We start from the raw sequence: 24,507 nt of genomic DNA on the forward strand, positions 1-24,507 counted from the left end.
CAGCGTAGCGTATTCACACGGTCCGCAGAGGCCGCCCTCAATAACAATATGCACTGCCGATGGAGAGCCACCATGCACAGCTTGATCCGCCGCAGCCTGTTGCCCCTTGCCCTGAGCAGCATCGTCGCCACCCCGCTTTTCGCCGCCGAGCCCGCCGCCTGCAAAAACGTGCGCCTTGGCGTGGTCAACTGGACCGACGTCATTGCCACCAGCGCCATGGCCCAGGTACTGCTCGACGGCCTGGGGTACCAGACCAAACAGACCAGTGCCTCGCAACAGATCATCTTCGCCGGCATACGCGACAAACGCCTGGACATGTTCCTGGGTTACTGGAACCCGATCATGACCCAGACCATCACCCCGTTCGTCGATGCCAACCAGGTCAAAGTGTTGGACAAGCCAAGCCTGGAGGACGCGCGCGCCACCTTGGCCGTGCCGAAATACCTCTACGACAAGGGCTTGAAGACCTTCGCCGACATCCACAAGTTCGAGAAAGAGCTGGGCGGCAAGATCTATGGCATCGAACCGGGTTCCGGCGCCAACACGCAGATCAAGGCAATGATCACCAAGAACCAGTTCGACCTGGGCAAGTTCCAGCTGGTCGAGTCCAGCGAGGCCGGCATGCTCGCCGCCGTCGACCGCGCGGTGCGGCGCAAGGAGGCCGTGGTGTTCTTCGGCTGGGCGCCGCACCCGATGAACGTGAACATCGACATGGCCTACCTGGGTGACAGCCAGGATGCGCTCGGCCCTGACGAGGGCCGTGCGACGGTGTGGACGGTGACGGCGCCGGACTACGCCGAACGCTGCCCCAATGCCCACCGCCTGCTGGCCAACCTGAAGTTCAGCGCCGAGGACGAGAGCCGCATGATGCAGCCACTGCTCGACCACAAGGACGCGCTGGAATCAGCCCGCCAGTGGCTCAAGGACCACCCAGAGGACAAGGCCCGCTGGCTTGAGGGTGTGACCACCTTCGATGGCAAGCCGGCTGCGGACAACCTCAAGCTTACCGCCAACTGACAGTGCCCTTTCGCGGGCAAGCCCGCTCCCACAGGTAAAGCGCCACACTCGGGATCACATTGATCCTGTGGGAGCGGGCATGCCCGCGAAAAAGCCAACACCGACATCACAAGGAACTGCACCATGAACCACGACGTCATCATCACCTGCGCCCTTACCGGCGCAGGCGACACCGCCTCGAAAAGCCACCTGGTCCCGGTTACCCCCAAGCAGATCGCCGAAGCCGCCGTGGAAGCCGCCAAAGCAGGTGCCACCGTGGTCCACTGCCACGTCCGCGACCCGCAGACCGGCCGTTTCAGCCGCGATGTGGCGCTGTACCGCGAAGTCATGGAGCGTATCCGCGAAGCCGACGTGGACATCATCGTCAACCTCACCGCCGGTATGGGCGGCGACCTGGAAATCGGCCCGGGTGAAACGCCGCTGGCGTTCGGCCCGGGCACCGACCTGATCGGCCCGCTGGAGCGCCTGGCCCATGTCGAAGCACTGTTGCCGGAAATCTGCACCCTCGATTGCGGCACCCTCAATTTCGGTGACGGCAACTCGATCTACGTGTCCACCCCGGCCCAACTGCGCGCCGGCGCCAAGCGCATTACCGAACTGGGGGTGAAGGCCGAGCTGGAAATCTTCGACACCGGCCACCTGTGGTTCGCCAAGCAAATGATGAAGGAAGGCCTGCTCGAAGACCCGTTGTTCCAGCTGTGCCTGGGCATCCCGTGGGGCGCACCGGCCGACACCACCACCATGAAGGCCATGGTCGACAACCTGCCTGCCAACGTCACCTGGGCCGGCTTCGGCATCGGCCGCATGCAGATGCCCATGGCCGCGCAGGCCGTGTTGCTCGGCGGCAATGTGCGGGTGGGCCTGGAAGACAACTTGTATCTGGACCGTGGCGTGCTGGCCAGCAATGGCCAACTGGTGGAACGCGCCAGCGAGATCATCACCCGCATGGGTGGCCGCGTGCTCAGCCCGGCAGAAGGCCGGGAAAAAATGAACCTCAAGCGCCGCTGATCCTTTAAACGATGGCAAATGCGCCGAAGACCCTGTGGGGGCGGGCGTGCCCGCGAAGCAGGCAACGCGATGGATGGCACCGCCCGCGCCGGTGCTCGCGGGCATGCCCGCTCCCACAGGGTTAGCCATGAACCCTGATGACTGTGTTTTACCCTGAGGACTAGCTATGCCCTTTATCACTGAAATCAAAACCTTCGCCGCCCTGGGTAGCGGCGTGATCGGCAGCGGCTGGGTCGCCCGCGCCCTTGCCCATGGCCTGGACGTGGTGGCCTGGGACCCGGCGCCCGGCACCGAACAGGCACTGCGCAAACGTGTCGCCAACGCCTGGCCGGCACTGGAAAAACAAGGCCTGGCCCCTGGCGCATCGCAAGACCGCCTGAAGTTCGTGGCGACCATCGAGGAATGCGTACGCAACGCCGATTTCATCCAGGAAAGCGCACCAGAGCGCCTGGACCTCAAGCTCGACCTGCACGCAAAAATCAGCGCCGCAGCCAAGCCTGACGCAGTCATCGGCTCAAGCACTTCGGGCCTGTTGCCCAGCGAGTTCTACGAGTCGTCGACTCACCCTGAACGCTGCGTCGTCGGCCACCCGTTCAACCCAGTGTACCTGCTGCCGCTGGTGGAGATCGTCGGCGGTAGCCGCACCTCACCCGAGGCCATTGAAGCTGCCAAAACCATCTACACCGCACTCGGCATGCGCCCGCTGCATGTGCGCAAGGAAGTGCCAGGCTTCATCGCCGACCGCCTGCTCGAAGCGCTCTGGCGCGAGGCCTTGCACCTGGTCAACGACGGCGTTGCCACCACGGGCGAAATCGACGACGCGATTCGCTTTGGCGCAGGCTTGCGCTGGTCGTTCATGGGCACGTTTCTGACCTACACCCTGGCCGGCGGCGATGCCGGCATGCGCCACTTCATGTCGCAGTTCGGCCCAGCCCTGAAGCTGCCCTGGACGTACCTGCCAGCACCGGAACTGACCGACAAGCTGATCGACGATGTGGTGAACGGTACCGCTGAGCAACAGGGCGAGCGCAGTATCGCTGCACTGGAGCGCTACCGTGACGACACCCTGCTGGCGGTACTGGAAGCGGTGAAAACCAGCAAGGCCAGCCACGGCCTGTCATTCAGCGATTAAGGAGGCCACGATGCCCGCTCTGATCACCTACCGCACCACGGTCCAGGAGGACTGGGTCGATTACAACGGGCACCTGCGCGATGCCTTCTACCTGCTGATCTTCAGCTACGCGACCGATGCCCTGATGGAGCGCATTGGCCTGGACGCCGACAGCCGCGGGCAAAGCGGTAATTCACTGTTCACGCTGGAGGCGCATATCAATTATTTGCACGAGGTGAAGCTGGGTACCGAGGTATGGGTGCAGACGCAGATCATCGGCTTTGATCGCAAGCGTCTTCACGTGTATCACAGCCTGCACCGGGCAGGGTTCGACGAGGTGCTGGCGGCAAGCGAGCAGATGTTACTGCACGTGGACCTGGCGGGGCCGCAGTCAGCGCCTTTTGGGCACACGACTGTTTGCCAATTGAACCACTTGGTAGAGCAACAGGAGGGGGCGCCGGCGCCGCAATACATCGGGCGCACCCTAAAACTTCCTTCTTGAATGATCAGGGAGCCGGCGCCACGGTCTCCATAGATACGAAGCACCCTGGCGCCTTCACTCGCAACTATCAGACAGAACAGAAGCGGACAACCATGACGATCACTCGTATGAAACTCTATAGACTGGCCCTATCAGCCTTCTTGTAAATGTGAACCCTTCTGGTTTACCACCGCCAGAATGTACACTCGTGATGACGAAATCCCCAGAAAAGTTACTTCCCGTATAGCAGCTCTTTACCGTGTACAAAATGTTGGCGAAGCATAATTTTCTCGGGGTCGAACCACTGTAGAAGTCTTTTACCTCAACCCGTACGGGGTCGACATCATTATCCTTGCATTCTGTATACCATGAGAGCAAGGCTTGTTCACCCGGCTTCAAATCAATGAAGCAACCCCGGTTCGACCCGTACAACCACAAACGAACGCGATGAGCAGGGTCCGGATAAAAATTGGCAACAGTGTCCCGATTTTCATTGAAAGTCCGCGCCACATCATTTTTATCTACCGTACCCATAGGAACCCCTTGATACTGCAACCGCGGGTTTGAATGATAGGGGATGGCGCCATGCGACGTTCGCATCTGCGTATGAAAATTTGGCGATGTATGCTTGTACCCATAAGCGTAAGCGGGTATGTCCTTATCGGGAAACTCGTCACTATGCATAGCCCCCATGTTATGCCCTAATTCGTGGCCTAACGCACCAAAGCAACTAATGGACGAGAAAGCCGTCTCCCTGTACGCTGGCATCTTCGCTATACCGCAGTAAATACTATACGTAGAAAGCATAGATACCAGATCGGCGCGCACTTTTTCACGTTCGATATGAATTTTCGCCCCTAATGGTCTATCGGCTATCATATCATTAAGCTGAGTACTGGGTTCTTTGCCTGTTTCATCGTAGTCAGAGTCGTAAATATTCGACAGCTCGTACACGGCATCGACTTTACTATTGATCAAGTATTGGTTGGCGTTCTGTAACGCCTGAGCCAATTCGAGCTTGTAATTCGGAAACGTGGCCCTCGACTGCTGGGTTGTAACGAATAGCACCCTAATAGTGCTTTTTGGCGACTGAGACGTACTGAGTGACTTGGTTTTTGCCTGCGCTTGCACAGGAACAGCTATCGGCGCTGCTTCTGGTGGTAATTTTGATTCATCCACCTTGACCAAAACTTGCTGGCCTTTGCCAACCGCCGTTAACCGGTAGAGCTGCCCATCCACCCGGACATCCCCAACGACCAGGTTGCCGTCACTCACTAACGAAACCCAGTTGAGCGGATCCATATCGATTTCCGCAGATGAGGGGTAGAGTTGTCTGCGATTGGAAGGCAAATCGCCAACCCACCCTACCATTCCCGAAGCAACACTATCGCTTCTTGACAACTTGAAACTCACCGTTCGGCCGTCAGTAAGAGGCATTGATAGCATCGCCGTATCTTTCGATACAAGCCCAGGATTGACCTGCACTTCCTTAACTTCAGCGTCTTCTGCCACACTCAACAAAATCTTCAAATACTGGTCAGTACCCGATTGCCGCTCAAGGGCGGCGAGGTTCTGGACTGGCTTGATCTGAAACAGCGTATCCGCCGAACTGTCGAGATAGCTTGTAGGGTCCGAAGCGGTGCATCCTCCAAAAAGAAACACAGCACCTAGCAAGCAGAATTTCAATTGTTTCCGGTTCATGTTCATGCTCCAGATATCGGAGCTTTACTGGACCACGGGCATCGATTCCCAACAACTGACATAAATAACAGTTGCAAAAAAATAACCCCGGAAAGCCGTGAGCTACCGGGGCCAAGAGCGAGCAACATCCACTGCGTGTGAGCGAGGGTGACCAAACCCTCTGTACCGTGAATGGCTTCAGTGTGCGTGCTTGCCTGGCAGGGGATTTAGTCGTAAACGACCTGTTCTTAGCCAAAGCAGCCATGGCGACATTCTGTCCTTGCGAGGCTGTCGCGCACGTCACAGAATCGGTCGTAAATCACAGCAGCACTCTCTTAGCGATAAAAGGGACAACAGCCATGATGCATGCGGATTTGATTGATCAGGACGACCTCGCCGGCCACCTGCGCGCGCGCGGTTTCGATATTCCTGCCGGGGCCAGTGCCGAACAGGCGTGTGAAGCGGTGGTTCGTGGGCTGACCGAGCCCAATGCGCGGGCGCTGAAGGGGATGGTGGAGCAGATGTACACCGGTAGTGCGACGATCCTGCCGGCAGTGCGCCAGGCCATCGACAAGCAACTGTTGCCAGCGTTGGCGCAGTTCAACAAACGCGCGTAATTCTTTTACCCAGGACCAGCCCCTTCGCGGGACAAGCCCGCTCCCACAGATCACCGCTGGCTCAAGCTCAGCGGGTGACCTGTGGGAGCGGGCGTGCCCGCGAAGAGGCCGGCGCGGTATCAGAGCCTTACACTGGCAAATGTCGACTCGTTGCGCGCCTGGCTCAGGGCCGCCATCGGCCCGCTGTGCGGCGACAGGGTCATGGCCTGCGGAATCGGCATCATGGCCACCTGCTGCGCGGTGTTGGAGCCCACGCGCTCGTCACGCGGCGGAATGCCAAAGTACTCGCGATAGCACTTGGAGAAGTGCGGGGTCGACACGAAGCCGCACACCGATGCCACTTCGATGATCGACATCGGCGTCTGCTTCAGCAACTGCCGCGCACGGATCAGGCGCAACTTCAGGTAGTAGCGCGACGGCGAGCAGTGCAGGTACTTCTGGAACAGGCGCTCCAGCTGGCGTCGCGAAACCGACACATACACCGCCAGTTCGTCCAGGTCGATCGGTTCCTCCAGATTGGCCTCCATCAGCGCGACGATTTCCTGCAACTTCGGCTGGTTGGTGCCAAGCATGTGCTTGAGCGGCACACGCTGGTGGTCCTGCTCGTTGCGAATACGCTCGTAGACGAACATCTCGGAGATCGCCGCCGACAGCTCGCGGCCGTGATCACGGCTGATCAGGTGCAGCATCATGTCCAGCGGCGCGGTGCCACCGGAGCTGGTGAAGCGGTTGCGGTCAAGGGTGAACAGACGGGTGCTCATGTTCACCCGCGGGAAGGCTTCCTGCATTGCGGCCAGGCATTCCCAGTGCACGCTGCAATCGAAGCCATCGAGCAGGCCAGCGCAGGCCAGTGCCCAACTGCCGGTGCACACGGCGCCCAACCTGCGCGACTGACGGGCCTGGGCTTGCAACCAGGTGACGTGCTCACGGGTGACGGAACGCTGGATGCCAACACCACCACAGACAATCACGGTGTCGATGGGCGGAGCATTGCTGATTGCGGCATCCGGTGTGATTTGCAGGCCATCGCTGGCCCACACCTGACCGCCATCGACCGTCAGCGTGTGCCAGCGATACAGCTCGCGGCCAGACAGCTGGTTGGCCATACGCAGCGGCTCGACTGCCGAGGCCAGGGAAATCAGGGTGAAATTGTCCAATAGAAGAAACCCGATGGACTGGGGTGTTGTGCGGTTCTGGGTTGGATTCCCGGAGTTGTACGACGTCATCGCGATTTCTCCTCACACAAATGCAGGGTGTGCCTCAGGCGGGCACTTACTTCTTGTTATGACCCCTCGGTCATTTTCCGGGGGTAGGCTTGCCAATCTCAACGCAAACGCCGTGCCTAAACTTGAACGGCCATCCAAAAAAACCTGAAAACGACGCCTTTATTGGGCATTTCAAGTACTTGCAACGTGTTGGCCAATCGTCCAGAACAGGCGAGCTAGCGCGTTGCCTGTAACGGTTGAGCAGTTTAGTGACACGCGCCGCGTGGGTTTCCCAGAAGCGACACCCTTAAGTGTCACCGACAACGCCAACACTGATCGCGACATCCGACGATCGGTAGGCGGGGCGCCCATCATCGCACCATAAAGAGGCATTGCCGGCTGTGCTGCACCTGCAACAGCCTCAAGGACATCTTCGCGGGCAAGCCCGCTCCTACAGGGATTGCACAGTTCCTGTAGGAGCGGGCTTGCCCGCGAAGATGCCCTGGAGATCAGATCTGCAAATCAGCACTCGATAGCGCTGACCGCCAGGCCGCCGCGCGAGGTCTCTTTGTACTTGTCGTGCATATCGGCCCCGGTATCACGCATGGTGCGAATTACCTGGTCGAGGGAAATGAAGTGCTCACCATCACCACGCAACGCCATCTGCACCGCGTTGATGGCCTTCACCGCAGCAATTGCGTTGCGCTCGATGCAGGGCACTTGCACCAACCCGCCAACCGGGTCGCAGGTCAGGCCAAGGTTGTGTTCCAGGGCAATTTCAGCGGCGTTCTCAACCTGTGGCGGGGTGGCACCAAGCACTTCGGCAAGGCCCGCTGCTGCCATCGCGCAGGCCGAGCCGACTTCCCCCTGGCAGCCCACTTCGGCACCAGAGATCGAGGCGTTCTTCTTGCACAGGATGCCCACGGCGGCGGCGGCCAGGAAGTAATCGACAACGCTGGATTCATCAACCGCATCGCTGAATCGCATGTAGTAATGCAGCACCGCCGGGATGATACCCGCCGCGCCGTTGGTAGGCGCGGTCACCATGCGCCCACCGGCGGCGTTTTCTTCATTGACCGCCAAGGCGAACAGGTTGACCCATTCCATGGCACTCATGGTCGAGCCGATCACGTTGGGCTTGCCGATTTCCTGCAGGCTGCGGTGCAGCTTGGCGGCGCGGCGGCGCACGTTAAGCCCGCCGGGTAGCGTGCCCTCGTACTTGAGGCCGTTGTTGACGCATTCCTGCATGGCCTCCCAGAGCTTGTGCAGGCCAGCGCGAATTTCTTCCTCGCTGCGCCAGACCTTCTCGTTGGCCATCATCAATTGCGACACGCTGAGGTCGTTTTGCTTGCACAGGCGCAGCAGTTCGGCGGCGCTGTTGAAGTCGTACGGCAGCACCGTCTGGTCAGCATCCAGCACACCGCTGGCGGCTTGGGCTGCATCGACCACAAAGCCGCCGCCCACGGAGTAATAGGTGTCGCGGTGCAACTCGCCCTGCTCGCCTTCGGCAATCAGGGTCATGGCGTTGGGGTGATACGGCAGGTTCTCGTCCAGCAGCAGCATGTCGCGGGCCCAGACGAACTCGATGGGCAAGCGGCTATCCAGTTGCAGGGTGTTGGTTTCGCGCAGGTCGGCGATACGCGGCACGATCTGGGTCGGGTCAATGGCGTCAGGCCACTCGCCCATCAGGCCCATGATGGTGGCGTTGTCGGTGCCATGACCGATACCGGTGGCCGACAGCGAGCCATACAGGCGCACTTCGATCCGTTTTACACGTTCCAGCTCGCCGCGTTCTCGCAGGCCCTGTACGAACAGGGCGCCAGCACGCATGGGGCCGACGGTGTGGGAGCTGGAGGGCCCGACACCGATCTTGAACAGGTCGAACACGCTGATGGCCATTGTCGAATCACCTCTTGCTGGGCTTGTCTCTGCGCGCCATGCGCAGGGCGGGGTAGCTGCTAGGCTCAAACAGCGGGCCGCCTTGAATGCCAGCATCATCGGGCTTTTACCGCCCACCTCGCCGTCTGCAACCGACGTACTTTTGTCCAGCAGCGCCGCGCTGTTTTCAGCCAAGGCACTGTACCCACCACGCCGTTTTCCAGCGGCCTGGTGACGCAAAAATGCGTGTGAGGGGGTGGAAAAATCCATAAGCGACATCGCCCATACTGGATACGACCCGTTCCGTACTGGATACGACCCCACCAGTAGGCGATTGCCCGGCGCTGGAGGATTATCGAAAGCGACTCGTAAAGCACGGCCACGCATCCTGCCCTCTGCAGGCCTGGTCGACCGGACCCTCAGAAAGCCCGGCGACCCACGCGAACCCGAAGACAATATCTCAGGAGTCCATCCATGAAAGGTTCACCCTCGCTGTTGCTGGTTGCGCTGCTGTCCGCGCCATTGCTGGCCCAGGCAGCCGAACCCGAGCAGTGTCAGACTGTACGCTTCTCCGATGTCGGCTGGACCGACATCACAGTCACGACCGCGACCACCAGCGTTGTGCTCGAAGCCCTGGGTTACAAGACCCACACCACCATGATCTCGGTACCGGTGACCTACAAGTCGCTGGCCACCGGCAAGGACCTGGACGTGTTTCTCGGCAACTGGATGCCGACCATGGAAAACGACATCAAGCAGTACCGCGATGCCGGCACGGTAGAAACCGTGCGCGCCAACCTGGAAAACGCCAAGTACACCCTGGCAGTCCCCCAGGCGCTGTATGACAAGGGCCTGAAGGATTTCAGCGACATCCCCAAGTTCAAGAAGGAACTGAACGGCAAGATCTACGGCATAGAACCGGGTAACGACGGCAACCGCACCATCCAGAGCATGATCGACAAGAACGCCTTTGGCTTGAAGGACGCCGGTTTCAAGATCGTGCAGTCCAGCGAGGCGGGCATGCTGTCGCAGGTTGACCGCGCGCAGAAACGCGGCGAGGCAATGGTGTTCCTGGGCTGGGAACCACACCCGATGAACACCCGCTTCAAGATGCAGTACCTGACCGGCGGGGACGAATTCTTCGGCCCTGACTTCGGCAAGGCCACCGTGCTGACGAACACCCGCAAGGGGTATACGCAGGAATGCAGCAACGTTGGCCAACTGCTTAAAAACCTGTCGTTCGAGCTCAAGGATGAAAGCACCATGATGGGCTATGTCCTGGACGACAAGATGAAACCCGAAGCCGCCGCCAGGAAATGGATCAAGGACAACCCAGGCAAGCTGGATGCCTGGCTGGCCGGCGTTACCACCTTTGATGGCAAACCCGGCCTGGAGGCGGCCAAGGCCAAGCTTACGCAATAACGAACTACGCAGTAGCGCTACCTCGGGGCAGGACCGTGCCTGCCTCGGGTTGATTTCAATCTATGCAGGTGGAAGCTCGCTATCATGCTTATCGATCAGAAAATACCCTTGGGCCAGTACATCGCGTCGTTCGTCGAATGGCTGACCCAGCATGGCGCGAATTACTTCGACGCCATCGCGCAAGGCCTGGAGTTCATGATCTACGGGGTCACCAATACCCTTACCTGGTTCAACCCGCTCGTTCTCATCGCCCTGTTCGCCGCCCTGGCGCACCTGATCCAGCGCAAGTGGGCGCTGACCGCGTTCGTTGCCCTGTCGTTCCTGCTGATCCTCAACCTGGGTTACTGGCAGGAAACCATGGAAACCCTGGCGCAGGTCACCTTCGCCACGGTGGTGTGTGTGTTGATCGGCGTGCCACTGGGCATCCTCGCCGCTCACAAACCGATGTTCTATACCGCCATGCGCCCAGTGCTCGACCTGATGCAGACGGTACCCACCTTCGTTTACCTGATCCCTACCCTGACCCTGTTCGGCCTGGGCGTGGTACCGGGGCTGATCTCCACCGTGGTGTTCGCCATTGCCGCGCCCATCCGCCTGACCTACCTGGGTATCTGCGACGTGCCGCAAGAGTTGATGGACGCCGGCAAGGCCTTTGGCTGCTCGCGTCGCCAGCTGCTTACCCGTATCGAACTGCCGCACGCGATGCCAAGCATCGCCGCCGGTGTCACTCAATGCATCATGCTGTCGCTGTCGATGGTAGTAATTGCCGCTCTGGTCGGCGCTGACGGCCTGGGCAAACCTGTGGTCAACGCACTGAACACCGCCGATATCTCCCTGGGCTTCGAAGCGGGCCTGGCGATCGTGCTGCTGGCAATCATGCTCGACCGTATCTGCAAGCAACCGGAACTGCCGGTAAGGGGTGAGGCATGAGCATCATTCGTTTCGAAGACGTCGACGTCATCTTCTCCAACAAGCCGCGCGAGGCACTGGCGCTGCTGGACCAAGGCCAGACCCGCGAGCAGATCCTCAAGCAGACCGGCCTGGTGGTGGGTGTCGAAAAGGCCAACCTCGATATCAACAAAGGCGAGATCTGCGTGCTGATGGGCTTGTCCGGCTCGGGCAAGTCGAGCCTGCTGCGCTGCATCAACGGCCTCAACACCGTCAGCCGCGGCAAGTTGTTCGTCGAGCACGAAGGCAAGCACATCGACATTGCCAACTGCTCCGCGGCCGAGCTGAAGATGATGCGTACCAAGCGCATTGCCATGGTGTTCCAGAAGTTTGCCCTGATGCCCTGGCTGACGGTGCGCGAGAACATCAGCTTTGGCCTGGAAATGCAGGGTCGTCCGGAAAAGGAACGGCGCAAGCTGGTCGACGAGAAGCTCGAGCTGGTGGGCCTGACCCAGTGGCGCAACAAGAGGCCGGATGAGCTTTCTGGCGGCATGCAACAGCGCGTGGGCCTGGCCCGGGCGCTGGCGATGGATGCCGACATCTTGCTGATGGACGAACCGTTCTCGGCCCTGGATCCACTGATCCGCCAAGGCCTGCAAGATGAGCTGCTTGGCCTGCAGGCCAAGTTGAGCAAAACCATCGTGTTCGTCAGCCACGACCTGGACGAGGCGCTGAAACTGGGTACCCGCATTGCGATCATGAAAGACGGGCGGATCATCCAGTACAGCAAGCCGGAGGAGATCGTGCTGAACCCGGCCGACGAATACGTGCGCACCTTCGTCGCCCATACCAACCCGCTGAACGTGCTGTGCGGCCGCAGCCTGATGCGCAGCCTGGACAACTGCAAACGGGTCAATGGCTCGGTGTGCCTGGATCCAGGTATCGATTCGTGGCTGGACCTTGGCGAAGGCGGCGCGCTCAAGCGTGCACGCCAGGGCCAGAACGGTCTGGACATGCAGAAATGGGCACCGGGGCAAGATGTGGAGCTGCTGGAACGCAGGCCGACCGTGGTGCACGCCGACATCGGCATGCGTGATGCGCTGCAGATTCGTTATCAAACCGGCAACAAGCTGGTGCTGCAGGATAACGACAAGGTAGTGGGGATTCTCGGGGATACCGAGCTTTACCACGCGCTGCTCGGCAAGACCCTCGGCTGAGGCAATTGGGGCCGCTTCGCGGCCCTTCGCGGGCACGCCCGCTCCAACAGGTTTGCTGAGATCTCTGTGGGAGCGGGCGTGCCCGCGAAGGGCTGCAAAGCAGCCCCGATCAATGGATCAGCGAACGACGATTCCGCGCGAAGCCATATAGGCCTTGGCCTCAGGCACGGTGTATTCGCCAAAGTGGAAGATGCTGGCTGCCAGCACCGCGCTGGCGTGCCCTTCCAGAATGCCGTCTGCCAGGTGCTGCAGGTTACCCACACCCCCCGAGGCAATCACCGGAATGCCCAGCGCATCACTGATAGCGCGGGTGACCCCCAGGTCGAAGCCGTTCTTCATGCCGTCCTGGTCCATGCTGGTCAGCAGGATCTCGCCAGCGCCCAGGCCTTCCATCTTCTTCGCCCACTCGACTGCATCCAGCCCGGTCGGCTTGCGCCCGCCGTGAGTGAAAATCTCCCAGCGCGGCACTTCACCTGGCCCGGACACTTTCTTGGCATCGATGGCGACAACGATGCACTGCGAACCGAATCGGTCCGCCGCCTCGCCGACAAACTCTGGGTTGAACACCGCGGCGGTGTTGATCGAGACCTTGTCGGCACCGGCGTTGAGCAGGTTGCGGATGTCCTGCACGGTACGCACGCCACCCCCTACCGTCAGCGGGATGAACACCTGGCTGGCCATGCGCTCGACGGTATGCAGAGTAGTGTCGCGGCCATCGACGCTGGCGGTGATGTCGAGAAAGGTGATTTCGTCGGCACCTTGCTCGTCGTAGCGACGGGCGATTTCCACCGGGTCGCCGGCGTCACGGATGTTCTCGAACTTGACGCCCTTGACCACCCGGCCGTTGTCCACGTCCAGGCAAGGGATAATGCGCTTGGCCAGTGCCATGGTTCAGTCCTCAGCCTTGGTAGTTGTCACAGAAGGCCTGGGCCTCAGCGACATCCAGGGTGCCTTCGTAGATGGCACGGCCAGTGATGGCGCCGATGATGCCCGGGGCCTTGGCGTCCAGCAGGGCCTTGATGTCGCCCAGGTTGTGAATGCCACCCGAAGCGATCACCGGGATACGGGTGGCTTCAGCCAGTGCCTTGGTGAAGGGCACGTTGCAGCCCTGCATCATGCCGTCCTTGGCGATGTCGGTGTAGACGATCGCCGAGACGCCATCGGCCTCGAAACGCTTGGCCAGGTCGATGACCTGCACCGAGCTGACTTCGGCCCAACCGTCGGTGGCGACGAAGCCGTCCTTGGCGTCCAGGCCGACGATGACCTTGCCCGGGAAGGCTTTGCACGCCTCAGCGACGAACTCGGGCTGCTTGACGGCCTTGGTGCCGATGATCACGTAGCTGACGCCAGCCTTGACGTAGTGTTCGATGGTTTCCAGCGAACGGATACCGCCGCCGATCTGGATCGGCAGGTTCGGGTAGCGTTTGGCGATGGCGGTAACCACTTCACCATTGACCGGTTGGCCTTCGAAGGCGCCGTTGAGGTCGACCAGGTGCAGGCGGCGGCAACCACCCTCGACCCACTTGGCAGCCATGCTCACCGGGTCGTCGGAAAATACCGTAGAGTCTTCCATGCGGCCCTGGCGCAGGCGCACGCAAGCACCGTCCTTCAGATCGATAGCGGGGATAATCAGCATCTTGGGAACCTGTCTATTTGTTGGGTTTCAGGGCTTCTCGAGTGCCCACAGGTCGCTTTCGATGCTCTCGAACCGCTCCTTGAGGTGCAGCTGAACATCGGCAATCGCCCTGTTGTAGTAATGGGGTGCAATTTCTTTGCTGAACAGCTCGAGGACCTCGGCCACCTCGAATGACCCCAACTGCAGTTCGAAGCGGTCTTCGAGGAAGCGCTTCAAGGTGTCGAGCGCTTCGCGCTCCTGCTCGGGGGCAAGGGTGATGCTCGGGGCCTTGGTCTTCGACCTGCTCATTTACCAGCGCCCGTCCCAGGCAATGAAGTTCTGCAGCAGCTGCAGGCCATGGGTATGGCTCTTCTCCGGGTGGAACTGCACGGCAAAACGCGAACCGTCGGCCAGCGCTGCGGCAAAGTCGACGCCATAGTGACCGCGCCCCACCACCTGGCCCGGTTTGCCGGCATTGATGTAGTAGCTGTGCACGAAGTAGAAACGTGCGCGGTCAGGGATGTCGTGCCACAGCGGGTGATCGATGGTCTGGGCGACTTCGTTCCAGCCCATGTGCGGCACCTTCAGGTGCTCGCCGTCTTCTTGCAGGTCTTTGCCGAAAAAGCGCACCTGGCCAGGGAACAGGCCGATGCAGTCGACGCCGGTGTTTTCCTCACTGTGCTCGAGCAGCGCCTGCATACCGACGCAGATGCCGAGGAACGGGCGGTCCTGACTGACTTCGCGCACCAGGCTGTCGAAGCCCAGGCGGCGGATCTCGGCCATGCAATCGCGAATCGCGCCCACGCCCGGGAACACCACACGGTCGGCCTCGCGGATCACTGAGGCATCGCTGGTAACCAGCACTTTACCGGCACCTACGTGCTCAAGTGCCTTGGCCACCGAGTGCAGGTTACCCATGCCATAGTCGATTACGGCTACCGTTTGCATTTACAGGCACCCTTTGGTGGAAGGCATCTGCCCGGCCATACGCTCGTCGAGGGTGATGGCCATGCGCAGGGCGCGGCCGAAAGCCTTGAATACGGTTTCGATCTGGTGGTGGGTGTTGTGACCACGCAGGTTGTCGATGTGCAGGGTTACCAGGGCGTGGTTGACGAAGCCCTGGAAAAACTCCTGGAACAGGTCGACATCGAAGCCGCCAACGCTGGCACGGGTATACGGCACATGCATCTGCAGGCCTGGGCGGCCAGAGAAGTCGATGACCACGCGTGACAGCGCTTCGTCCAGCGGCACGTAGGCGTGGCCGTAGCGGAAGATACCTTTCTTGTCACCGATGGCTTGGGCGAATGTCATGCCCAGGGTGATGCCGACGTCTTCGACGGTATGGTGATCGTCGATATGCGTGTCACCCTTGCACTCGATATCCAGATCGATCAGCCCATGGCGGGCGATCTGGTCCAGCATGTGTTCAAGGAAGGGCACACCGATATCGAATCGGGCCTTGCCACTGCCATCGAGGTTGATCGAGCACTTGACCTGGGTTTCCAGGGTATTGCGCTCGACGGAAGCCTTACGTTCAACCATCACCAGCTCCGCAAAATCATTGGGCGAAAAGGGGTTCATTATAGGCCCAGAACGCGCCAGCTTGAAACGCGGATGACATATGGCAAAGCCAGGATTTATGCGGACTGGATACCGCTACAGGTCTATACAACCACAACGGCCCGCTCCTGCATCTGCGAAAGGGGCGCAACGCGCGCCCCTGCTGATCAATGGAACAGCACAGCGGTCTTCTGCAAGGTCACCCAGACACCCCAGGCCAACGGCACAACCACCACCGCCCAGGCCAGCAGCACCAGTGGCAGGCTGCCTGGCGCCGCTTTCCACTCCAGCGACCGCGCCCCATCGGCGCCCTTGTCATGGCTCAACGCGCGCTCGGCCGCCAGTTCGGCATCACTCATGAAGTGCTTGTCGGCCACCGGGCGCACCAGCATGTTGCAGATAAAGCCCAGCACCAGCAAACCCGCGAGAATGTACAAGGTCATGTCATAAGCCGCTGCCCGCTCCACACCTGCCGCCAGTTGATACTCGCGCAGGTAGGTGATCAGCACCGGCCCCAGCACCCCCGCTGCCGCCCAGGCGGTCAGCAGGCGACCATGGATGGCACCCACCATCTGCGTGCCGAACAGGTCCGCCAGGTAGGCCGGCACCGTTGCAAAGCCACCGCCATACATCGACAGAATGATGCAGAACGCGGCCACGAAAAGTGCCACGTTGCCCAGGTGCCCCATGTTCGGCACCAGGCTGTACAAGCCCACACCCAAGGCGAAGAAGGCAAAGTAGGTGTTCTTGCGGCCTATGTAGTCGGAGAACGATGCCCAGAAGAACCGGCCGCCAATGTTGAACAGGCTCAGCAGGCCGGTAAATCCGGCGGCGATCGCGGCAATTTGCGCCAACTGCGCAGTGCTCAGCTGGCTGAAGGTCAGTTCGTTGCCCAGTAATTTACCGGCGAACACTTCCTGCAGCAGCGGCGAAGCCATACCGATAATGCCGATGCCCGCCGACACGTTCAGGCACAGCACCAGCCAGATCAGTGCGAACTGCGGAGTCTTCCAGGCCACACTGACGTGCACGTGGCGGTCGGTGACCATGGCGTTACTGGCATTCTTCAACGGTGCAGCCCAACCTTCAGGCTTCCAGCCGGTCGGAGGTACGCGATACGCCAGTGCGCCAGCGGTCATGAACACGAAGTAGATCGCCGCCATGGCGACAAAACTCTGCCATACGCCAACTTCGTGCTCATTGCCAAAATGCCCCATAAGCGCGGTGGCCAGCGGCGCCCCTACCATGGCCCCGCCGCCGAAGCCCATGATCGCCATACCGGTGGCCATGCCGCGTTTGTCCGGGAACCACTTGATCAAGGTCGATACCGGCGAGATGTAGCCCAGGCCCAGGCCGATACCGCCGATTACGCCGGAGCCAAGCCACATCAGCCACAGCTGATGGGTTTTCACACCTATCGCCGAAAGCAGCATGCCGCCGCACCAGCACAAGGCCGAGACCAGGCCAGCCTTGCGCGGGCCGGCGTGCTCCAGCCAACCGCCCAGCACCGCCGCCGAGCAGCCGAGGAATACGAAGAACAGGGTGTAGATCCAGCTCAGCATCGAGATTGGCCAGTCGCATTCGGCGCTGAACATTCGGGCCATGAAGCCCATGTCTGCCGCACAGGCGACGGGGGCGGTGATCCCAAGGGCTTGCGACAAAGGCAGCCAGAATACCGAGAAGCCGTAGGCCATACCGATGCACAGATGAATGGCCAGGGCGGCTGGCGGAACCAGCCAGCGGTTGAAGCCTGGGCGGGCGATTATGCGTTCCTTCGACAGAAAGCCTGGCGCACTGGCCGAGGTTCCCGTCGCGACAGTACTGGTCATGGATCTGATCCTTGTTATTGGGAGGGTGCTCGCGAAGCGGCGCAAGGGTAGCAGCATCAAGCAGCGTGAAAGCAATCTGCCATCGTTCAATTTTGCCTGACTGAAACGGTCATGTTCCCGGCACCCGCTCAATACTAGGCTGTCGAAAGCCGTACGATCTGATACAGGCGTAGGAATTTCCTACATCTCTAGTCGTACAAGCAGGGGTAACCGCTACAGCGTTATACTCTGCCGCCTGAACTCACTAACGGACTAAAAGGACTCGCCCATGAAAGCGTTCGGCAAAATCCTGGGACTGGGGCTTCTCGGGTTACTGCTGATCATCGTGGCGCTGGGCTTCGCCCTGACCCACCTCTTTGATCCCAACGACTACAAAGACGAGATTCGCCAGCTGGCACGCGACAAGGCTCACATCGAACTGACCCTCAACGGTGACATCGGCTGGAGCCTGTTCCCATGGCTGGGCCTGGAGCTGCACGAAGCCAGCATCGCTACCTTGAACAACCCCAAGGAGCCGTTCGCCGACCTGCAGATGCTCGGGCTTTCGGTCCGTGTGCTGCCGCTGCTGCGCCGCGAAGTGCAAATGAGCGACGTACGTGTCGAAGGCCTGAACCTGACCCTGACGCGTGACGAACAGGGCCATGGCAACTGGGAAGACATCGGCAAGCCGCTGCCCGCACAGAACGGCGCAAGCACCGATGCATCCGCACAGGCTCCTGCCGAGCAGAAGCCTGCGACCGCCGAAAGCAACGACCGCGCCATCAAGCTGGACATCGACAGCCTGACCGTGAACAACGCCCGCGTGCAGTACACCGATGCCAAGACCGGCCACAGCTACAGCGCCGAAAGCATCCAGCTGAGCACCGGCCCGATCCATGAAGGCGCAAACATCCCGCTCAAGGCCAGTGCCTTCATCAGCGCCAGCCAGCCGAGCATCAAGGCCCGTACCGAGTTGGCCGGCGAATTGCGCTTCGACCGCAAACTCAAGCGCTACAACTTCGAAGACATGCGCCTGTCGGGCGAAACCTCGGGGGAGCCTACCGGCGGCAAGACCGTGACCTTCGCCGCCCAAGGCCAATTGCTGGTCGACCTGGCCGCCAATGTCGCCTCGTGGAACGGCCTGAAAGTCTCGGCCAACCAACTGCGCGCCCTCGGGGAGCTGAACCTGCGCGATCTGGACAAGGCACCCCAGCTGAGCGGCGGCCTGTCCATCGCCCAGTTCAACCTGCGCGCCTTCCTTGAAAGCATTGGTCGCCCGCTGCCGGCCACCAACGATCCGGCCGCCTTCGCCAAGCTGGAGTTGGTCACTCGCCTGCAGGGCACGCCCAGCAGCCTGGCCCTGGAAGACCTGGCAGTGAAGCTGGACGACAGCACCTTCAGCGGCCGCGTGGCCGTCGAAGATTTCGCCAAACAAGCCCTGCGCCTGCAGCTTAAGGGCGACACCTTCGACGCCGACCGCTACCTGCCGGCCAAGAGCGAAGAGGCCAAGGGCGCCACCGCTGCGCGCCAGGCCGAGGTCAAGCAACAAGAGGCCAGCGCCGTAGCCAGTGCCGGCACCACACCACTGCCCAACGCCCCAACGCAAGTGGCCTGGAGCGACGACAAACTGCTGCCGATCGACCGGCTGCGCGCCCTCGACCTGCAGGCTGACCTGGCCTTCGGCTCGTTGACCCTGGACAAGCTGCCGATCGAAGGCGCCCAGCTCAAGGCCGTTGGCCAAGGCGGCCTGCTGACTCTGCAAACCCTGCGCGGAGAGCTGTACAACGGCACCTTCGAAGCCAAGGGCACGGTCGACGTACGCCCTGCCGTGCCACAGCTGGGTGTGAGCACCAACATCCAGCGGGTGCCGGTGGAGCACTTCATCAAGACCGAAGGCAAGGAGCAGACACCACCGGTCAAGGGCCTGCTGACCCTGACCAGTGACATGACAGCCACCGGTAACAGCCAGAAGGCACTGGTCGACACCCTGAACGGCAGCGCAAACTTCACCATCAACGACGGCGTGCTGGTCAATGCCAACCTGGAACAGCAGCTGTGCCAGGCCATCGCCACGCTCAATCGCAAGACGCTGAACAGCGAGCCACGTGGCAAGGACACCCCGTTCCAGGAACTGCGCGGCAGCCTGGTGGTGCGCAATGGCGTCGCCAGCAACCCGGACCTCAAGGCGCGCATCCCTGGCCTGACCGTCAACGGCCATGGTGACCTCGACCTGCGCGTGCTGGGCATGGACTACAACATCGGCGTAATCGTCGAAGGCGACCAGCGTGCCATGCCGGACCCGGCTTGCCAGGTCAACGAACGCTATGTGGGTGTTGAAGTGCCCCTGCGCTGCCGTGGCCCGCTGGAACTCGGCGCGAAGGCCTGCCGCCTGGACCAGAACGGCCTGGGCAAGGTTGCCGCCAAACTGGCCGGCAACCGCCTGAAAGACAAGATCGATGAAAAACTTGATGAAAAACTTGGAGACAAAGTGAGCCCGGAACTGAAAGACGCGCTCAAGGGGCTGTTCAACCGATGAGCCCCGAGCAGTTCTCCAGCGCTGTGCTGGACTGGTATGACGAGCACGGCCGGCACGACCTGCCCTGGCAACAGGGCATCACGCCGTACCGCGTGTGGGTGTCGGAAATCATGTTGCAGCAGACTCAGGTCAGCACCGTGCTCAACTACTTCGACCGCTTCATGCAGGCCCTGCCAACCGTGCAAGCCCTGGCCGAGGCACCGGAGGACGAAGTGCTGCACCTGTGGACGGGCCTGGGCTACTACACCCGCGCACGCAACCTGCAAAAAGCCGCCAAGGTCGTCGTCGAGCAACATGGCGGCGAATTCCCGCGCAGTGTCGAGCAGCTTACCGAACTGCCCGGCATCGGCCGCTCGACTGCCGGCGCGATCGCCAGCATCAGCATGGGCATCCGCGCACCGATCCTCGACGGCAACGTCAAGCGCGTGCTGGCACGCTACACCGCCCAGGCCGGCTACCCCGGCGAACCCAAAGTTGCCAACCAGCTATGGGCCACCGCCGAGCGTTTCACCCCGCAACAACGCGCCAACCACTACACCCAGGCGATGATGGACATGGGCGCCACGCTGTGCACGCGCAGCAAGCCCAGCTGCCTGATCTGCCCGTTGCAGCGCGGCTGCGAAGCGCACCTGCACGGCGAAGAAACCCGCTACCCCGAGCCCAAACCGCGCAAGGCGTTACCGCAACGGCGCACACTGATGCCACTGCTGGCCAACCACGAAGGCGCCATCCTGCTTTACCGCCGTCCTTCCAGCGGCCTGTGGGGTGGTTTGTGGAGCCTCCCGGAACTGGACGACATCGCCCAGCTCGACGACCTGGCCTACCAGCATGGCCTGCGCCTGGCTGGCCGCCACGCCATGGACGGCCTGACCCATACCTTCAGCCACTTCCAGCTGGCAATCGAACCCTGGCTAGTACGCGTCGACCCGGTCGGCGAGCACGTGGCCGAGGCCGACTGGCTCTGGTATAACCTCGCCACCCCGCCGCGTCTGGGCCTCGCCGCCCCGGTGAAAAAGCTGCTTGAACGCGCGACCGACGAACTGATTGCAGGAGACGCCCGATGACTCGCACCGTGATGTGCCGCAAGTACCAAGAAGAACTACCCGGCCTGGAACGCCCGCCCTACCCCGGCGCCAAGGGCCAGGACATCTTCGAACACATCTCGCAGAAAGCCTGGGCCGACTGGCAGAAGCACCAGACCATGCTGATCAACGAAAAGCGCCTGAACATGATGAACGCCGAGGACCGCAAATTCCTCCAGGCCGAAATGGACAAGTTTTTCGCCGGCGAAGAATACGCCCAGGCCGAAGGCTACGTTCCACCGGCCGAATGACCCCAAAAATCGTAAGCGACGGAATTAATTTAAAATTTTTTCAAAAAGTCGTTGACGAGCGGTCCGGAAATCTATTTAATTCACCTCGTCGCCCAGATAGCTCAGTCGGTAGAGCAGAGGATTGAAAATCCTCGTGTCGGCGGTTCGACTCCGTCTCTGGGCACCACCTTCAAGCTTCTGGTGGTTGCAAAGTTACCCGAAGCGACAACAAGAAACCCGCCTAGTGCGGGTTTTTTGTTGCCTGTGATTTTTTAACTTCACGCGACTTCGAAGAACACCCGATTTCACAACGCAACCTGAAGGCTCGCCATGCAATCGAGAAACCCGCAGCCATAAGCAGACTGCGGGTCGAACCTTACTCGTCCGACATGGAACGAAGATGCTCGAATGCATCCTCGGTCATGTGCCCGAGGTAGGAGATGCTGTGCAACCGTAGGTGGCCGTGTTGCTTGCCTTTTTCGATGACGGCAGCGATGTCAGCCTTTGTAATCCTCTGTTCGTCGCAACCGGCGAAACCGGTTGGATAGTAAACCCTGCCATCGTCCGTGTAGCCGTACAGGGTGACCAGATAAAAGTGCTTCATGACTCCTCCTTTGCAGCGCAAACGTGCGCATCACTCACAGACGCCGAATTGGCGCGGTGACAGGCTGCCAGCCAGCATGGCTGGCAGCGGGAGAGAAGCTACGCAGGGCCCACGGTTCGCATAATCTGGATATGTATCCCACAGACATCTCAAGCGGCAGCGCCCGGGAGCACTGCTTGGGTTTATCGGGCAATTGCGCTTCAATACGCGCACTTTCAGACACACCCAAGGATTTGCCCATGGCCACCCCTACCAAGCAACAGAAACGCGCCAAGCGCGCCGCCAGCAAGGCCAAGCAGAACCGCATGGTACGCAGCGGCCAAGCGGTCAAGGCCAGCGCCGGCGACAGCGCAAGCGTCGAGCAGGTGTACAACAAGGCCATGGAGTCGGGCAGCTACGACGCGATGTTCAACAAGATGAAGGAAGCCCAGGAAGGCGGCCTGGTGCCAATGATCTCGGTGTTCCTGGTAGATCCGCTGCTCGCCCTGGTGCTCAAGGGACACAAGGAAGAACACGCTACCGACTACATCGTGCTGGTGTTCAACGCCTACCGCAAATGGCTGGACGGCGCTGACGAAGAGACCACCATGGCCTGGCTGGAGAGTGATGAGTTCCAGGAAGCCTATATCGCCGCTTCCGAACTCGTGGCCAAACAGCAGCAACAGCAGAAGCAGTTTGGCTGACAGGGCCATGTAACCTGTTGCGCCCCCTGAAGGAGCGGGTTTACCCGCGAATACGATGGCGGCTGCAACGGTGATTAGCCAAGGAAATTGGCCAGCCGCCCCGGCCCTTTCGCGGGTAAACCCGCTCCTACGGGCCTGTGGTGAACCTGCGGGCTTGCCCGCGAAAGGGCCGGTACAGGCAAAAAAGGCCGCACCCTTCACTGGGCGCGGCCTTTTCATTTCAGCCAGCGCAGATCAGCTGTCCAGCGCCGCCCGCCCGGCAGCCTCGCGCTTGCGGTGCACCAGCAAGCCAGCCGCCACCACAGCAATACTCAGCAGCGCAGTCGCAATGATCTCTACACGATGATCCTCACGCAGCGCCATTACCACAAGAATGGCAACGATGAATGCAATGGTCGCCCAGGTAAGCCCCGGGAACAGCCACATCTTGAAGGTAATCTTTTCGCCACGGGCTTCACGCTGGGCGCGCATGCGCAGTTGCGACACGGCGATCACCAGGTACACCAGCAGCGCAATGGCGCCAGAGCTGGCCAGCAGGAACTCGAATACCTGGGCCGGTGCCACGAAGTTGGCGAACACGCAAAGGAATGCCGCTGCGGTGGACAGCAGTACCGCCACATGCGGGGTCGCCGCCTTGGTGGTGCGCTGGGCGATGGCCGGGGCGTCGCCACGCTTGCTCAGCGAGAACAACATGCGCGAAGACGTGTACAGCGCCGAGTTCAGGCAGCTGGTCACGGCAATCAGCACGACGATGTCGACGATCAACTTGGCATTCGGCACACCGATACGGCTCAGCACGGTCTGGTAAGAGCCAGCCTCGGCCAGGGCCGGGTCGTTCCACGGCACCAGGGCCACAACCAGGAAGATCGACACCAGGTAGAACAGGCAGATACGCCAGATTACCGAGTTGGTGGCACGGCTGATCTGCTTGCCCGGGTCCTTCGACTCGGCAGCGGCGATGGTGACGATTTCAGTACCCATGAACGAGAACATGGTGGTCAGCATGGCTGCCAGCACTGCGCCCAGGCCGTTGGGCATGAAGCCCTGGGTATCGAACAGGTGGCTGGCACCGCTCACCTGGCTGTTCGGAACAAAGCCGAACAAGGCAGCACAGCCCACGGCGATGAAGCCGATGATCGCCAGCACTTTGAGCAGGGCAAACCAGAATTCGAACTCACCGTAGTTCTTCACACTGCACAGGTTGGTAAGTGTCAGTGCCAGGGTAATGATGAGGGAGAACGCCCACAGATCAACCGCCGGGAACCAGGCATGCAGAATGGCCGCGGCGGCGTTGGCCTCCAGCGGAATCACCAGCACCCAGAACCACCAGTACAGCCAGCCAATGGTGAAACCGGCCCAGCGCCCGATGGCGCGGTCGGCATACGTAGAGAACGAACCAGTGTCAGGCGAGGCGACTGCCATTTCACCCAGCATACGCATCACCAGCACGACCAGCGTACCGGCGGCAGCGTAAGCCAGCAGCACGGCAGGGCCGGCAGCTGCGATGGCGTGGCCGGAGCCTACGAACAGGCCGGCACCGATGACGCCAGCGATGGACAGCATGGTCACATGCCGTTGCTTGAGCCCCTGAGCGAGGTCATTGGAATTGTTACCGCTCATTGAAACTACCTTTGTAAGGAGTGGACCACGCCGACTGCGGATACAGAGCGCGCCAGGGGTTGACCTAGGCGTCGCTGCAATCGGCGGTTTCCTGCTAGCAATAAACGCGCCAGGTGCTAAATGCATTCGTCAGAAAATTCTACAGGCCTTTCAGGAGAGGGCTTGGAGGGCTTTCGGCCAATGCCTGACCGAAAGGGCATCAAATCAGCGGATTACTGAAATACCCACTTACAAACGCACCAAAG

At 60.8% G+C, this 24,507-nt stretch carries 23 protein-coding genes and 1 tRNA gene; 13 read left to right on the forward strand and 11 right to left on the reverse strand.

Features of this window, described 5'->3' with window-relative positions:
- The first annotated feature begins 72 nt into the window (after window positions 1–72).
- The 4 genes from choX to ACF8GF_RS13205 all read left to right on the forward strand — a co-directional run bounded on the left by choX (window position 73) and on the right by ACF8GF_RS13205 (window position 3,638).
- Window positions 73–1,017, forward strand: coding sequence for a choline ABC transporter substrate-binding protein (gene choX / locus ACF8GF_RS13190; RefSeq protein ID WP_014589378.1), 945 nt, complete (start codon window positions 73–75; stop codon window positions 1,015–1,017).
- A 123-nt stretch (window positions 1,018–1,140) separates the two neighbouring features.
- Window positions 1,141–2,025, forward strand: a complete 885-nt coding sequence (locus ACF8GF_RS13195) for a 3-keto-5-aminohexanoate cleavage protein (protein WP_339444654.1) — start codon at window positions 1,141–1,143, stop codon at window positions 2,023–2,025.
- A 166-nt stretch (window positions 2,026–2,191) separates the two neighbouring features.
- Complete coding sequence (locus tag ACF8GF_RS13200; RefSeq protein ID WP_392487979.1) at window positions 2,192–3,157, forward strand: L-carnitine dehydrogenase; 966 nt, start codon at window positions 2,192–2,194, stop codon at window positions 3,155–3,157.
- A 10-nt stretch (window positions 3,158–3,167) separates the two neighbouring features.
- Window positions 3,168–3,638, forward strand: coding sequence for a thioesterase family protein (locus ACF8GF_RS13205; protein ID WP_176683575.1), 471 nt, complete (start codon window positions 3,168–3,170; stop codon window positions 3,636–3,638).
- Window positions 3,639–3,737: 99 nt separating this feature from the next.
- Here ACF8GF_RS13205 and ACF8GF_RS13210 read toward each other — a convergent pair whose 3' ends face one another.
- Entirely contained in the window at window positions 3,738–5,318 is a 1,581-nt protein-coding gene (locus ACF8GF_RS13210) for a zinc-dependent metalloprotease family protein (RefSeq protein ID WP_392487980.1), read from the reverse strand.
- A 338-nt stretch (window positions 5,319–5,656) separates the two neighbouring features.
- Here ACF8GF_RS13210 and ACF8GF_RS13215 point away from each other — a divergent pair, with 338 nt between their 5' ends.
- Window positions 5,657–5,914, forward strand: coding sequence for a hypothetical protein (locus ACF8GF_RS13215; protein ID WP_003255717.1), 258 nt, complete (start codon window positions 5,657–5,659; stop codon window positions 5,912–5,914).
- 119 nt (window positions 5,915–6,033) lie between these two features.
- Here ACF8GF_RS13215 and ACF8GF_RS13220 read toward each other — a convergent pair whose 3' ends face one another.
- Window positions 6,034–7,140, reverse strand: coding sequence for a GlxA family transcriptional regulator (locus ACF8GF_RS13220; RefSeq protein WP_176683577.1), 1,107 nt, complete (start codon window positions 7,138–7,140; stop codon window positions 6,034–6,036).
- Window positions 7,141–7,641: 501 nt separating this feature from the next.
- Entirely contained in the window at window positions 7,642–9,018 is a 1,377-nt protein-coding gene (locus ACF8GF_RS13225) for an L-serine ammonia-lyase (protein WP_176683578.1), read from the reverse strand.
- Between the two features lie 453 nt (window positions 9,019–9,471).
- Between ACF8GF_RS13225 and ACF8GF_RS13230 the strand changes: the two genes are divergently transcribed.
- The 3 genes from ACF8GF_RS13230 to choV all read left to right on the forward strand — a co-directional run bounded on the left by ACF8GF_RS13230 (window position 9,472) and on the right by choV (window position 12,524).
- Entirely contained in the window at window positions 9,472–10,419 is a 948-nt protein-coding gene (locus tag ACF8GF_RS13230; RefSeq protein ID WP_176683579.1) for a choline ABC transporter substrate-binding protein, read from the forward strand.
- An 81-nt stretch (window positions 10,420–10,500) separates the two neighbouring features.
- Window positions 10,501–11,349 carry a choline ABC transporter permease subunit gene (choW, locus tag ACF8GF_RS13235; protein WP_176683648.1) on the forward strand — a complete coding sequence of 283 codons (849 nt, stop codon included), beginning with the start codon at window positions 10,501–10,503 and terminating at the stop codon, window positions 11,347–11,349.
- The gene (gene choV / locus ACF8GF_RS13240) at window positions 11,346–12,524 is read left to right on the forward strand and encodes a choline ABC transporter ATP-binding protein (RefSeq protein ID WP_176683580.1); all 1,179 of its coding nucleotides are present in this window, start codon (window positions 11,346–11,348) and stop codon (window positions 12,522–12,524) included. The genes choW and choV overlap by 4 nt, the downstream gene beginning before the upstream one ends.
- 117 nt (window positions 12,525–12,641) lie before the next feature.
- On the opposite strand, the gene hisF is transcribed toward choV, so the two are convergent.
- The 6 genes from hisF to ACF8GF_RS13270 form a co-directional block, all read right to left on the reverse strand.
- Entirely contained in the window at window positions 12,642–13,412 is a 771-nt protein-coding gene (gene hisF / locus ACF8GF_RS13245) for an imidazole glycerol phosphate synthase subunit HisF (RefSeq protein ID WP_176683581.1), read from the reverse strand.
- Window positions 13,413–13,422: 10 nt separating this feature from the next.
- The gene (hisA, locus tag ACF8GF_RS13250; RefSeq protein ID WP_003255731.1) at window positions 13,423–14,160 is read right to left on the reverse strand and encodes a 1-(5-phosphoribosyl)-5-[(5-phosphoribosylamino)methylideneamino]imidazole-4-carboxamide isomerase; all 738 of its coding nucleotides are present in this window, start codon (window positions 14,158–14,160) and stop codon (window positions 13,423–13,425) included.
- 27 nt (window positions 14,161–14,187) lie between these two features.
- The gene (locus ACF8GF_RS13255) at window positions 14,188–14,448 is read right to left on the reverse strand and encodes a DUF2164 domain-containing protein (protein ID WP_021782634.1); all 261 of its coding nucleotides are present in this window, start codon (window positions 14,446–14,448) and stop codon (window positions 14,188–14,190) included.
- Window positions 14,449–15,087 (reverse strand): imidazole glycerol phosphate synthase subunit HisH, encoded by a 639-nt coding sequence (hisH, locus tag ACF8GF_RS13260; RefSeq protein WP_176683582.1) that lies wholly within the window; start codon window positions 15,085–15,087, stop codon window positions 14,449–14,451. It lies immediately after the preceding gene.
- The gene (gene hisB / locus ACF8GF_RS13265; protein WP_392487981.1) at window positions 15,088–15,681 is read right to left on the reverse strand and encodes an imidazoleglycerol-phosphate dehydratase HisB; all 594 of its coding nucleotides are present in this window, start codon (window positions 15,679–15,681) and stop codon (window positions 15,088–15,090) included. It lies immediately after the preceding gene.
- Between the two features lie 185 nt (window positions 15,682–15,866).
- Complete coding sequence (locus ACF8GF_RS13270; protein ID WP_021782632.1) at window positions 15,867–17,528, reverse strand: OFA family MFS transporter; 1,662 nt, start codon at window positions 17,526–17,528, stop codon at window positions 15,867–15,869.
- Window positions 17,529–17,796: 268 nt separating this feature from the next.
- On the opposite strand from ACF8GF_RS13270, the gene ACF8GF_RS13275 reads away from it, so the two are divergent.
- The 4 genes from ACF8GF_RS13275 to ACF8GF_RS13290 all read left to right on the forward strand — a co-directional run bounded on the left by ACF8GF_RS13275 (window position 17,797) and on the right by ACF8GF_RS13290 (window position 21,542).
- Window positions 17,797–20,043, forward strand: a complete 2,247-nt coding sequence (locus tag ACF8GF_RS13275) for an AsmA family protein (RefSeq protein ID WP_339534212.1) — start codon at window positions 17,797–17,799, stop codon at window positions 20,041–20,043.
- The gene (gene mutY, locus ACF8GF_RS13280) at window positions 20,040–21,107 is read left to right on the forward strand and encodes an A/G-specific adenine glycosylase (protein WP_064615102.1); all 1,068 of its coding nucleotides are present in this window, start codon (window positions 20,040–20,042) and stop codon (window positions 21,105–21,107) included. The genes ACF8GF_RS13275 and mutY overlap by 4 nt, the downstream gene beginning before the upstream one ends.
- Window positions 21,104–21,376: an oxidative damage protection protein gene (locus ACF8GF_RS13285; RefSeq protein ID WP_003255742.1), complete on the forward strand. Its 273-nt coding sequence runs from the start codon at window positions 21,104–21,106 to the stop codon at window positions 21,374–21,376. Before mutY ends, ACF8GF_RS13285 begins: the two co-directional genes overlap by 4 nt.
- Before the next feature lie 90 nt (window positions 21,377–21,466).
- A tRNA-Phe gene (locus ACF8GF_RS13290) sits at window positions 21,467–21,542 on the forward strand.
- 189 nt (window positions 21,543–21,731) lie between these two features.
- On the opposite strand, the gene ACF8GF_RS13295 is transcribed toward ACF8GF_RS13290, so the two are convergent.
- Window positions 21,732–21,959 (reverse strand): hypothetical protein, encoded by a 228-nt coding sequence (locus ACF8GF_RS13295; RefSeq protein WP_176683584.1) that lies wholly within the window; start codon window positions 21,957–21,959, stop codon window positions 21,732–21,734.
- 239 nt (window positions 21,960–22,198) lie between these two features.
- Between ACF8GF_RS13295 and ACF8GF_RS13300 the strand changes: the two genes are divergently transcribed.
- A complete protein-coding gene (locus tag ACF8GF_RS13300; protein WP_021782628.1) occupies window positions 22,199–22,642 on the forward strand; it encodes a hypothetical protein in 444 nt (147 codons plus the stop codon).
- Window positions 22,643–22,876: 234 nt separating this feature from the next.
- Here ACF8GF_RS13300 and gabP read toward each other — a convergent pair whose 3' ends face one another.
- Window positions 22,877–24,262: a GABA permease gene (gene gabP / locus ACF8GF_RS13305; RefSeq protein WP_209968700.1), complete on the reverse strand. Its 1,386-nt coding sequence runs from the start codon at window positions 24,260–24,262 to the stop codon at window positions 22,877–22,879.
- Window positions 24,263–24,507: the final 245 nt, after the last annotated feature.

It is taken from the genome of Pseudomonas sp. yb_5, from assembly GCF_043103865.1.
GTDB lineage: Bacteria > Pseudomonadota > Gammaproteobacteria > Pseudomonadales > Pseudomonadaceae > Aquipseudomonas > Aquipseudomonas putida_Y.